Source organism: Dactylosporangium darangshiense (genome assembly GCF_039537565.1).
Classification (GTDB): Bacteria; Actinomycetota; Actinomycetes; order Mycobacteriales; family Micromonosporaceae; genus Dactylosporangium; species Dactylosporangium darangshiense.
Window position 1 is genome coordinate 126,062 of the sequence record NZ_BAABAT010000011.1, and the last position, 10,952, is coordinate 137,013.

General features: G+C 71.7%; 10 protein-coding genes. 4 read left to right on the forward strand and 6 right to left on the reverse strand.

The features are described from left to right. The first annotated feature begins 57 nt into the window (after positions 1 to 57). A complete protein-coding gene (locus tag ABD901_RS21905; protein WP_345128979.1) occupies positions 58 to 1,017 on the forward strand; it encodes a zinc-binding dehydrogenase in 960 nt (319 codons plus the stop codon). On the opposite strand, the gene ABD901_RS21910 is transcribed toward ABD901_RS21905, so the two are convergent. Next, on the reverse strand, positions 1,003 to 1,428 hold the full coding sequence (locus tag ABD901_RS21910) for a rhodanese-like domain-containing protein (RefSeq protein ID WP_345128980.1): 426 nt from the start codon (positions 1,426 to 1,428) through the stop codon (positions 1,003 to 1,005). The two genes, ABD901_RS21905 and ABD901_RS21910, sit on opposite strands and share 15 nt — an antisense overlap. 72 nt (positions 1,429 to 1,500) lie before the next feature. Here ABD901_RS21910 and ABD901_RS21915 point away from each other — a divergent pair, with 72 nt between their 5' ends. Continuing rightward, on the forward strand, positions 1,501 to 2,475 hold the full coding sequence (locus ABD901_RS21915; protein ID WP_345128981.1) for a helix-turn-helix domain-containing protein: 975 nt from the start codon (positions 1,501 to 1,503) through the stop codon (positions 2,473 to 2,475). A gap of 83 nt (positions 2,476 to 2,558) precedes the next feature. Here the strand turns inward: ABD901_RS21915 and ABD901_RS21920 are convergent, their stop codons facing one another. Further along, positions 2,559 to 3,314: a glucose 1-dehydrogenase gene (locus ABD901_RS21920; RefSeq protein ID WP_345128982.1), complete on the reverse strand. Its 756-nt coding sequence runs from the start codon at positions 3,312 to 3,314 to the stop codon at positions 2,559 to 2,561. Continuing rightward, positions 3,311 to 4,129: a 5-dehydro-4-deoxy-D-glucuronate isomerase gene (kduI, locus tag ABD901_RS21925; RefSeq protein WP_345128983.1), complete on the reverse strand. Its 819-nt coding sequence runs from the start codon at positions 4,127 to 4,129 to the stop codon at positions 3,311 to 3,313. The genes ABD901_RS21920 and kduI overlap by 4 nt, the downstream gene beginning before the upstream one ends. 96 nt (positions 4,130 to 4,225) lie before the next feature. Here kduI and ABD901_RS21930 point away from each other — a divergent pair, with 96 nt between their 5' ends. After that, on the forward strand, positions 4,226 to 4,450 hold the full coding sequence (locus tag ABD901_RS21930) for a tautomerase family protein (protein ID WP_345128984.1): 225 nt from the start codon (positions 4,226 to 4,228) through the stop codon (positions 4,448 to 4,450). Between the two features lie 78 nt (positions 4,451 to 4,528). Here ABD901_RS21930 and ABD901_RS21935 read toward each other — a convergent pair whose 3' ends face one another. Continuing rightward, positions 4,529 to 6,010 (reverse strand): cellulose binding domain-containing protein, encoded by a 1,482-nt coding sequence (locus ABD901_RS21935; protein ID WP_345128985.1) that lies wholly within the window; start codon positions 6,008 to 6,010, stop codon positions 4,529 to 4,531. Positions 6,011 to 6,322: 312 nt separating this feature from the next. Continuing rightward, complete coding sequence (locus ABD901_RS21940) at positions 6,323 to 8,710, reverse strand: cellulose binding domain-containing protein (RefSeq protein WP_345128986.1); 2,388 nt, start codon at positions 8,708 to 8,710, stop codon at positions 6,323 to 6,325. 203 nt (positions 8,711 to 8,913) lie between these two features. Here ABD901_RS21940 and ABD901_RS21945 point away from each other — a divergent pair, with 203 nt between their 5' ends. Further along, positions 8,914 to 9,900, forward strand: a complete 987-nt coding sequence (locus ABD901_RS21945) for an NAD-dependent epimerase/dehydratase family protein (RefSeq protein WP_345128987.1) — start codon at positions 8,914 to 8,916, stop codon at positions 9,898 to 9,900. 207 nt (positions 9,901 to 10,107) lie between these two features. Here the strand turns inward: ABD901_RS21945 and ABD901_RS21950 are convergent, their stop codons facing one another. Further along, a complete protein-coding gene (locus ABD901_RS21950; protein WP_345128988.1) occupies positions 10,108 to 10,920 on the reverse strand; it encodes an IclR family transcriptional regulator in 813 nt (270 codons plus the stop codon). Positions 10,921 to 10,952: the final 32 nt, after the last annotated feature.

The following is a 10,952-nucleotide window of genomic DNA, read 5'->3' on the forward strand; positions in this document are numbered from 1 at the left end:
GGCCGCCTTTAACCGCCGGTTGACCTGAACCGCGCTTGAGGTTGCAGGGTGGTTTTCATGCGTGCAATCGAAGTGGCCCGCTTCGGCGGGCCGGAGGTTCTCACCCCGGTCGACGCGCCCGACCCGGCGCCCGGGCCCGGCCAGGTCGTCATCGACGTGGCGGTCGCCGACACGTTGTGGCTGGAGACGCGGGTGCGCTCCGGCAACGGCGCGCCGTACTTCGCCGTCGACCTGCCCTACCGCCCCGGCGTCGGCGTCGCCGGCACGGTGTTCACGGTGGGCAGCGGTATCGCTCCACAGTGGATCGGCAAGCGGGTCGTCGCCCGCACCGGCCACGCCGGCGGCGGATACGCCACCCGTGTCCTGGCCGGCGCCGACGGCCTCGTCGTCGTGCCCGACGGCGTCGAGGCGGCCGACGCCGCCGCGGTGCTGCACGACGGCGTCACGGCGCTGGCGCTGCTCGACATCGTGCCGATCAACCCCGGCGACCGGGTGCTGGTGACCGCGGCCGGCGGCGGCATGGGCGCGATCCTCGTCCAGCTCGCCAAGGCCGAGGGCGCGACGGTGGTGGCCGCGGCGCGGGGGGCGGCCAAGCTCGAGCGCCTCCGGCAGCTCGGCGCCGACCAGGTCGTCGACTACTCGGAGCCGGGCTGGACCGCCGCGGTCGAGCCCGTCGACGCCGTGCTCGACGGCGCCGGCGGCGAGTACGGCCGCGCCGCGTTCGACCTGGTCAAGCGCGGCGGCCGGTTCTCCGGCCACGGCACCCCCGCCGGCGGCTTCGCCGTCGCCGACCCCGAGCTCGCTCGGGCGCGCGACGTCACCGCGACCGGGATCGAGCAGGTGCAGTTGAGCCCGCAGACGTACCGCGGCTACCTGGGAAGTGCCCTGGCCGCGCTCGAGACCAAGCGCTTCGTACCGCTCATCGGCCAGGTGTACGCGCTGGACGACGCCGCCGAGGCGCACCGGGCGATCGAGGAGCGCACCGCGGTCGGCAAGACGCTCCTAACAGTCGCATGACACGGCCCAGCGCGGCGCCGTGAGCTCGTCGGCGGGCCGGCTCTCCCGGCCCGCCGAGGTCTCGAACTCCAGGCCCTCGCGCACCCAGTACTCGTAGCCGCCGAGCATCTCGCGTACCCGGTAGCCGAGCTTCGCGAACTCCAGCGCCGCGCGGGTGGCGCCGTTGCAGCCCGGGCCCCAGCAGTACGTGACGACCTCGGAACCGGCCGGGATCGTCTCGGCGGCGCGCACGGCGATGTCGGCCGTCGGCAGGTGCACGGCGCCCGGGATGCGCCCCTGCGCCCACGCCTGCGCACCGCGCGAGTCGACGACGACGAGGTTCGGGGTCCCGGCGGTCATGGCCGCGTGCACGTCGCTGACGTCGGTCTCGAAGGTGAGGCGGGCGGTGAAGTGCTCGATGGCGTTCGTCATGCGGTCCAGCATGATTCCGCAGTGGTACCGCGGGACAGTGGCGAAAACGACGCTGTCCGCTAACATTTCGCCATGCGTGTGCACGTCGGCGGCCCCACCGTGTCGGTCCTCGCGTTCCCGGGCATGTCGCTCTTCGAGACCGGGATCGTCACCGAGGTCTTCGGGCTGCCGCGCCCGGAGTTCGACATTCCCTGGTACCGGCTGCGCATCTGCACCCCGACCGCGGCACCGGTCCCCGTCGTCGGCGGCGCCACGCTGCACGCCGACGGCGGCCTCGCGGACCTCGCGGCCGCGGACACGGTCATCGTCCCCGGCGTCGCGGACGTGCACGCCGGCCCCGAGCCCGAGGTGCTCGACGCGCTGCGCGCCGCACGCTCCCGCGGCGCGCGGATCGTCTCCATCTGCTCGGGCGCCTTCGCGCTCGCGGCCGCGGGCCTGCTTGACGGCCGCCGCGCCACCACGCACTGGCGCTACGCCGACGCCTTCCGCCTGCGCTTCCCGCAGGTCACCCTCGACCCCGATGTTCTCTATCTCGCCGACGGCGACGTGTGGACCAGCGCCGGCAGTGCGGCCGGCCTCGACCTGTGCCTGCACGTCGTGCGCACCGACCACGGCGCCGCGATCGCCAACGCGGTCGCGCGCCGCCTGGTCGTGCAGCCGCACCGCGACGGCGGCCAGGCCCAGTTCATCGAGGCCCCGATGCCCGCGGACGCGGAGGACGACCGGATCGCCGCGAGCCTGACCTGGGCCATGGCGCGCCTTGCCGAGCCGCTCACCCTGCCCGAACTGGCGCGTCAGGCGCACATGTCCCCGCGCACGTACCTGCGGCATTTCACACGCGCGACCGGCACCAGCCCGATCCGCTGGCTGCTGCGCCAGCGGATCCAGGCGAGCCTGGCCCTGCTCGAAACGACGGATTCGTCGATCGAGCAGATCGCGTCCGCGGTCGGCTTCGAGACGCCGGTGACGTACCGCCACCATTTCGCCCAGGCGATGCGCACGTCTCCATCGGCCTATCGCCAGGCGTTTCGCGCTCGGTCTTCTTGACGCTCTGTCGCGAAAAATCCAGATCGCTGGCGCGATCCGGATTTTTCGGACATTTCATGATTTAACGGTGCGTGGTGGTTTGTTCAGCGGGCGAGCCAGCCGCCGTCCACGACCAGGATGTGGCCGTTCACGTAGTCGGCGGCCTGCGAGCTCAGGAACACGACCGCGCCGGCCAGGTCCCGCGGCGTGCCCCAGCGTCCGGCCGGGATGCGGTCGCTGATCGCGCGGTACCGCTCCGGGTCCTCGCGCAGCGCCTGCGTGTTGTCGGTCTCGATGTAGCCGGGCGCGATCGCGTTGACCTGCACGCCCCGCGGCGCCAGCTCGTTGGCCATCGCGCGGGTCAGGCCGGCCACGGCGTGCTTGGCCGCCGTGTACGACGCCACGCGCAGCCCACCCTGGAACGACAGCAGGCTCGCCACGTTGACGATCTTCCCGGCGCCGCGGGCAGCCATGGGCGCGGCGAGGAGGCGGCTGAGCTCGAAGACCGCGTTGAGGTTCACGTCCAGCACGCGGTCCCATGCCTCGGGGGTCGCGTCCAGCACGCTCGCGCGGTCGATCACCCCGGCGTTGTTGACCAGGATGTCCACGCCGCCGGCCGCGGCCAGCTCGGAGCCGGCCGCGCGGGTGGCCTCACGGTCGGCGAGGTCGACGTCGACGATCGACGCCTTGCGGCCGAGGGCGGTTATCTCGTCCCGGGTGCCCGCCTGCGACGCGGCGCGGCCGACCAGGATCAGGTCGGCGCCCGCCTCCGCGAGGGCAAGGGCGATGCCGCGGCCGATGCCCCGGCCGGCGCCGGTGACCGCGGCGGTGCGCCCGGCGAGGTCGAACAGGCCGCTCACAGCGCCTCCATCGGCACGCCCTGCAGGTCGCCGTAGTCGGTGTTCTCGCCGGACATGGCCCAGACGAACGCGTAGGGCGCGGTGCCGGCGCCGGAGTGCACCGACCATGCGGGCGCGATGACGGCCTGGCGGTCGCGGACGATCAGGTGCCGGGTCGCGCCGGGCCGGCCCAGCAGGTGCACGACTCGGGCGTCGGCGGGGAGGCCGGTGTAGAGGTACACCTCGGTGCGCCGATCGTGCAGGTGCGCCGGCATCGTGTTCCATACCGAGCCGGCGTCCACAACCGTGACGCCGAACTGCAGCCGGCAGCTCGGGTGGCCGCCGCCCCATACATAGCGGTACAGCGACCGCGCGCTCGCCGTCGCCGGGTCTCCGATGCGCACCGGCTCGATCGTGTCCCGGCCGAACGTGACCGTCGGGTGGGTGGCGTCGGCGGGCGCGGAGACCAGGTAGAAGCACGCGCCGGCGCCGGACAGCGTGATCGTCGAGCCGCGGCCGGCGTAGAGCCCGTCGAGCGTGCCGAGCTTGTGCGCGGTCCCGTCGACGACCACCTCGCCGGCGTCGCCGAGGTTGATCACGCCCAGCTCGCGGCGCTCGAGCGGGTGCTCGGTGCCGAGGGCGTCCCAGGCGGGCAGCGCGAGCGGGGCCCCGTCGGGCACGGCGCCGGCGACGACCATGCGGTCCTCGTGGGTGTACACGGCGCGCACCTCGCCGGGCGCGAACAGGTCTTCGATGAGGTATCGGGAGCGGAGCTGGGCGGTCGTGGCGGTCTCGACGGACCCCGGATCGGTGGCGTGCCGCACCTCAATGTTCATGATGCTGGATCGTATCGGCGGACTTGGCCGCTTATCAAGTATGTGGACAGCGTCTTAGTATGAGCGCACTGTCTAGCGGGAAACCTGGGAGGACCGATGCCGAACATCACCGTGGAGTTGCTGCGCGGGCGCAGCCTGGAGCAGCGCCGGCGGTTCGTCGAGGCGGTGACCGACGACGCCGTGGAGATCCTCGGCGCCCGCCGCCAGGACGTGCGGATCGTCTTCACCGAGATCGGCGGGCACGACGTGGCCAACGGGGGCGTGCTGGCCGCTGATGACGCGTCCCGCGCCGAGGTCCTGGCCCGCCACGGCGCAGCGTGAACGACGACGGCGGCCCGGGCGCATCGTCGCGCCCGGGCCGCCGTCCTGTTCCTTATAACTGGGGCCTGTTCCGCATCACTAGGGCGTGACCGGGATGTTGGTCAGGCCCTTGGTAGCGTTCGTCACCGTGTTGGACGCATAGACCACGTTCGGCCGCGCCGAGCACTTGGACTGCGAGGTGACGTTCACGGCGTACTGCCCGACGCCCCCGAGATCCGAGCGGTTGTTGCGCCACACGTTGCCGCACCCGTTGTCGAACGACGGCGTTGTGGACGGGTTGTGGGTCTCGTACCCGTTAGCGAACGTCCCCGGGCTGCTGAACGTCCCGGTGTTGTTCTCGATGCGGTAGTCCATCCCCTTGACGTCGACCCAGGAGTCGGCAGAGTTCTCCCCGCTGACACCCTGCCCGTTGAACGTGTTGCCGCTGATCAGCCCGCCGGTGGTGCCCTCCTTCACGTCGATCGCCTCGGCGGCGATGTTCGGGCCGAGCCGGTTGCCGATGACCTGCACGCGGTCGCTGCGGTCGACGCCGCCGGTGTTGCCGTGGCAACCCCAGTTCGAGCCGGCCGAGCCGATGTAGACGCCCTCGCCGTAGCCGGGCTGGACGAGGCCGGTCCGCTCGATGCGCGAGTTGCGCACGATGCCGTCGGCCGAGGAGCGCCGGAAGTGCAGCCCCTCCTCCTCAACGTCGTGGATGTACACGCCGTCGACGGTCAGGTGCTGCGAGTTGTCGGCGACGATGCCCTTCTTGGACTCGGCGACCGTGAAGCCGGTCAGGTTCCAGTAGGGCGCGTTGTACAGCCACAGCCCGTAGCCGGAGTCCCAGCCCGCGGTCGGCGCGGGGCAGCTCGGCGCCTCGCCCGACGGCCCGTCGTTGACGAGCACGGCGCCGGCCGGCCCGGTGAGCGTGATCGGCTGCGACGCGGTTCCGGCGGTCGTTGCGACGAACGACCCGTGGTACGTGCCCGCTGCCACCCGGATCGTCTGCCCCGGCCGGACCGCGGCCAGCGCCGACTGCAGCTGGGCCGAGGTCGAGACGTCGATGGTCGGCCCACTGGTGACCGGCGGCGTCGACGGCGTCGGTGACGGCGACGAGGGAGAAGGCGACGGCGACGACGACGGTGACGACGAGGTGCGCGAGGGTGACGGCGTTGTCGTGCCTCCGGCGCAGGCGTGCCCGTCGATGGTGCAGTTGAGTGGGGTACCGAGGCCGGAGACGTTGAACCCGAAGGACTCGGTAGCGCCTGGCGCGATGTCACCGTTGTAGCTGGCGTTCACGAATGTGTAGTGCTGTCCGTTGGTGGTGCGGACGGAGCTCCAGGAGCTCGACACGATCGACCCGGCCGGCAGGTCGAACTCGACCCGCCACGCGGTGGACGCAGCGTCGCCGGCGTTGCGGATCGTGTACTGCGCGCCGTAGCCGCTGCTCCACACAGAGGTCTGCGCGAACGCAGCGGTGAGCTGTGGCGCGGCGGCGTGTGCGACCGCGGCGAAACCGACCGCGGTGGCGAGCGCGACGGCCGGCACGCCGATGGCGGTGGCGAGGGTTGAGCGTCGCAAGGTTGACTCTCCTTCAGGAGGGTGGCGGCACGGTACGGTCGTGCCGATCGTCCAGATCTGTGGACCGCATCCGGCGGGCGGTGGCGGATGCGTCGTTGTGACTGAACACGCCGACCTATCGACTGCCGGCGGTGGCGGATGTGTCGTTGTGACTGCGTGCGCCGACCCGTCGACTGCTGGCGGCGGCCGACGTGTCGTTGTGACTGCGTGCGCCGAGCCGTCGACTGCCGGCGGCGGCGGATGCGTCGTTGTGGCTGAGCGGGCCGAGCCGCTGACTGCCGGCGGTGGCCGTGGCAGTCGCATCCGTGTGGTTCAGCATGCCGAACCGTTGACTCGGCAGCCGGTCGGCGAGGCGCTGCCCTTGGCGTTGAAGCCGAAGCTCTCGGCAGCACCTGGCGCGATGTCACCGTTGTAGCTGGCGTTTACGAATGTGTAGTGCTGTCCGTTGCTGGTACGGACGGAGCTCCACGAGCTCGACACGGTGGTGCCGGCCGGCAGGTCGAACTCGACAGTCCAGGTGGTGATGGCCGTCGGGCAGTTGTTGGTGATCGTGTACTGCGCGCCGTAGCCGCCGTTCCAGGTCGACGTCTTCGCGAAGGCTGCGCGCACGCAGCCGGCGGGCGCGGACGGCGACGCGGACGTGGATGCTGACGCCGATCGGGACGGTGACGTGGATGTGGATGCCGATCGGGATGGCGACGCGGATGTGGAGGCCGACGGGGACGTGGACGGTGACCGGGATGAGGACGGTGACACGGTTGGGGATGCGGACGGGGACGTGGGCACCGTCTTGAGGAACAGGGACTGCGCGGCGTCCGTGCGCGACGCGTCGACGCCGTGGCCGCCGGTGTAGTCGCGCTGCTCGTTCGACGCCCAGTCGGCGATCGGGGTGCCGCCCGCGTCGAGGTGGTGCCAGGCGGTGCCGGTCCAGCCGAACTGGTACACCGTGTGGCGGTCGGGGTAGTACGGGGTGTAGGCGGCGCCCGCCGTGACCTGCTTGCTCATCGCGTTGTCGAAGAAGACGTTGCGGGGGCCGGACGAGCCCGACCACTTCACCGCCTTCTTGCCCGCCGCCCACCAGATCGGGAACCACGTCGAGGAATCGGGGGCGCCGCCGCCCTCCTCGCCGCAGTTCGCCCGGCAGTTGGCGGACCGGTGCTCGAACGGCACGGTGACGGTGTTGAGCTCGAACAGGTTGTTGCGCTCCCAGCCGCCGTGCAGGTTGAGGTCGGAGTCGAAGTCGTTGCCGATGACCACGTTGCCCGATGCGGACCACTGGAACGTGAAATGGCGCAGGTTGCGGGAGGTGTTGCCGGCGTACAGCGAGTCCCACACGCGGGAGCCGCGGAAGTACCCGTTGCCGCCCTTGCCCTTGTTCCACGCGCCGTCCAGCTCGTTGTCCACGATCTGCAGGTGGTACGCCTCCTCGGTGACGATCGGGTGCGAGCCGGTCATCTCCGTGTGCACGCCGCGGACCCACGAGTCGGCGGCCCACTTGAAGACGATGCCGTGCATCTCGGCGTCCGGCGCCATGTTGCCGTAGTTGTGGACGGCGTCCGACCGGCTGAGTCCCGGCATGTCCTGGGTGAACGACAGGTTCTCGAACCCGACGCCGACCACCGGGTCGACGAGCGGCGAGACCTTCGAGGCGTAGACGGTGCCGTCGATGGCGGGCGAACCGTCCGATGTGGAGTCGACCGGCACGTCGTACTCCAGGGGCTTGTCCAGCGTCACCGTCCGGTTGGTGGAGTCGACGGCGGTCACGGTGAAGATCTGCTGGCGCATGTGCTGGTTGAGCAGCGTGCCGTCGGCGGGCACGACGTTCTGCTGAGCGTAGAAGTTCACCGAGTTGGCGGCGCGCACGTTGACCAGGCCGCCGACCGTGAGGTTCGAAAGGGAGCCGGAGCTGGCGAGGTACACCGTGCGGTCCCCGGTCCGCGCCGCGAACCCGGTGTCGCCCGGCTTGGCCCGCAACGCCACGCCGACCTTCCAGTGCACGTTGACCGTGCCCTCGAAGATGTCCTTGCGGTTGGCGGGCGCGGCGGCGTAGTCGCTCGCGTACGAGGAGTGCACGCCGCGCGACTGGACCCGGAACAGCCCGCGGCCGGGCCACAGCCAGCCGCCCTTGCCCTGTCCGGACGTCATGCCGTCCTCGTCCCAGTCCGACCCGTCCGAGGTCAGGGTGTCGTACCGCGTGTTCGCGTCCGGCCGGTAGACCAGCCGCGTGCCGCCGGTCCCCGCGCCCGCGCCCCGGATGATGAGGTAGTCGGCGTCGACGTGGATCTCGTGCGTGACGTCCAGCGTGCCGGCGGGCAGGGAGAGCAGGCTCAGCTTCGTGTACGACGCCGACGGGCTGCAGCCCGACTTCACCGCGTCGATCGCGGCCTGGATGCCGGCCGTGTCGTCCGCGTTGTCGTCCGGGTGGACGTTGTACTGCGAGGCGAGCTCCGCCGGCGTCACCTGACAGGCGGCCGAGGGGTTGACCTGCCCGTCGCCGGGCAGGTCGGCGCCGCCGCGGTAGCCCGCGTGCGACCAGTCGTAGAGCCCGGCGATCGGCGCGCGCCGGTTGCCCGCCGACGTGTCGAGCCCGGTCAGCGCGCCGGCGCCGGCCTGTGCGCTGGAGGAGTGGCCGAGCGCGACGACCGCGCCGGCGGCGATCGTGGCGGCCGCGGCGACGAGCGCGACCGATCTTCGGTTCACGCCCCGCAGCGAGCGCCTGGATACTCGCGAGGACATCGAGCGCCTCCGATGGTGTAGGGGTTTGGTAATCAGCTAGTAAAGTGAACGGCGTCCAGCGGGTCAATAAGCGTTCGTAGATTTGTTTGCCGTCCACATATGTGGATGCCCCGAGCTCCGGTCGAGATAGGCCAGAATCGGGTCGTTGAGCAGCATTCGGAGGTGTCATGAAGCGCATTCTGATCACGGGCGGGGCGGGCAAGGTGGCCGCGTTGCTGCGCACGAGATTGGCGGGACCCGGTCGCACGTTGCGCCTGTTCGACCTACACGAGCCGGCGCCGTTGGACAGGGTCGGCGGGCTGAGGGAAGCCGGTGGGCTGGGGACGGCCGGCGGGCTGGGCGACGCCGGCGGGCTGGCGAGGGCCAGCGGGCTGAACGACGCCGGCGGGCTGAGGAGGGTCGGCGGGCTGAGCGACGCCGGCGGGCTGGCGAGGGTCGGTGAGCTGGGGGAGGCCGGCGATGAGGAGGTGGTGATCGGGTCGGTCGACGATGCCGAGGCGGTCGCGCGGGCGTGCGAAGGCGTCGACGGCGTCGTGCATCTCGGCGGGCTCGCCAAGGAGGCGACGGCCGAGGATGCGTTGCGGGTCAACGCGTACGGCAGCTGGTGCGTGCTCGAAGGAGCGCGCCGTGCCGGTGCCCGCGTCGTGCTCGCCTCGTCGACGCATGCTGCGGGGTTCACCGATGCGCGCGAGGCGCCGCCCGGGGGCGTGCCGGCCGATACGCCGGCGCGGCCCGACACGATGTACGGCTGGAGCAAGGTTGCGGCCGAGGCGGCCGGGCGGCTGTACGCGGACCGGTTCGGCATGGACGTCGTGTGCCTGCGCATCGGCATGTGGGTCGCCGAACCGCCGGGGCTGCGCGGGCTGTCCATGTGGCTGTCGCCCGACGACGGGGCTCGGCTCGTCGAGGCGGCGTTGACGGTGCCGGCGCCCGGGTACCGCATCGTGTGGGGCGTCAGCCGCAACACCCGCGGCATCTGTTCGCTCGCCGAGGGAGAGGCGATCGGCTACTTTCCGCGCGACGACGCCGAGGTGTTCGCGGCGCAGCGGATCGCCGCGTTCGGGGAGCCCGATTTTCCGGGGACGCCGGAGTTGTACCGCATGGGCGGCGCCTGGTGCGAAATCCCGCTCGGCGTGCCACCGGCGCCGCGCTGAAACCAACCGCGCTGAAACCAACCGCGCTGAAACCAACCGCGCTGGAGGCGAGCCGCGCCGGAGACGAGCCGCGCTAGCGACGAGCCGCACTGGAGACGAGCCGCGCTAGCGACGAGCCGCGCTGGAGACGAGCCGCGCTAGGGACGAGCCGCGCTAGGAACAGGCGCGCTGGAGGCGAGCCGCGCTGGAGGTACGCGGGCCGGCCGGTTAGCGGATGCCCTCGCGGCGCAGTGTGGCGGCCAGGTTCGCGGTGTGTTCCTTCAGGGCGTAGGCGACTCGGCGTACCTCGTCGAAGTTGGACTTCTTGGCCGGCATCGAGCAGCTGATCGCGTCCGTCGCGGGGATGCGGTAGTCGACCGCGACCGCGACGCACGCGACGCCCTCGGTGCCCTGCTCCTGCTCGTGCGCCCAGCCGCGGCCGCGCACGTCCTCGAGCTCGGCGAGCAGCTCCTTCAGGTCGGTGATGGTGTTGGGGGTCAGGGAGACCAGCTCGGCCGGCAGTACGGCGGTGATCTCCTCGTCGGTGAGGGCCGACAGCAGGACCTGGCCCAGTGCGGTCACGTGGGCGGGCAGGCGGCGGCCGACCCGTGGCACGACGCCGCTGCGGGACTCGCGGCTGGCCAGGTACAGCACGTCGGCGTCGACCCGCCGGGCGTAGTGGGTGGTGTAGCCGAGCTCGGCGCGCAGGTCCTCGAGCGTCTCGTAGGCGAAGGGGAGCGCGGCGTCGCGGTCGAGGTAGGCGGTGCCGGAGAGCAGGGCGTGCGGGCCGACGCCGAACGCCGAGCCCGTCGGGTCGGCCTCGACCCACTTCATCTCGCGCAGCGTGCGGATGAGCGCGTGCAGGCTCGAGCGCGGGTAGCCCATGCGTTCCTGCAGCTCTGAGAGGGTCAGGCGGGTCGGCGACTCGGCCAGCGCCTCCAGGATGCGCACGGTGCGCTGGGCCGACTTGACCGGGTTGACCTCGGCGGCGCCGCCCGCGCCGACCTCGCCGGACTCGTCCTCGTCCCGCCTGCGCGCCATGCCTGCCACCCTCGCTGAACCGTGTTTCCCAA

Excerpts from the sequence above, each read along its gene's own strand:
- ABD901_RS21905 (WP_345128979.1), top strand. The coding sequence starts at position 58 with ATGCGTGCAATCGAAGTGGCCCGCTTCGGCGGGCCGGAGGTTCTCACC.
- ABD901_RS21910 (WP_345128980.1), bottom strand. The coding sequence starts at position 1,428 with ATGACGAACGCCATCGAGCACTTCACCGCCCGCCTCACCTTCGAGACC.
- ABD901_RS21915 (WP_345128981.1), top strand. The coding sequence starts at position 1,501 with ATGCGTGTGCACGTCGGCGGCCCCACCGTGTCGGTCCTCGCGTTCCCG.
- kduI (WP_345128983.1), bottom strand. The coding sequence starts at position 4,129 with ATGAACATTGAGGTGCGGCACGCCACCGATCCGGGGTCCGTCGAGACC.
- ABD901_RS21930 (WP_345128984.1), top strand. The coding sequence starts at position 4,226 with ATGCCGAACATCACCGTGGAGTTGCTGCGCGGGCGCAGCCTGGAGCAG.
- ABD901_RS21945 (WP_345128987.1), top strand. The coding sequence starts at position 8,914 with ATGAAGCGCATTCTGATCACGGGCGGGGCGGGCAAGGTGGCCGCGTTG.
- ABD901_RS21950 (WP_345128988.1), bottom strand. The coding sequence starts at position 10,920 with ATGGCGCGCAGGCGGGACGAGGACGAGTCCGGCGAGGTCGGCGCGGGC.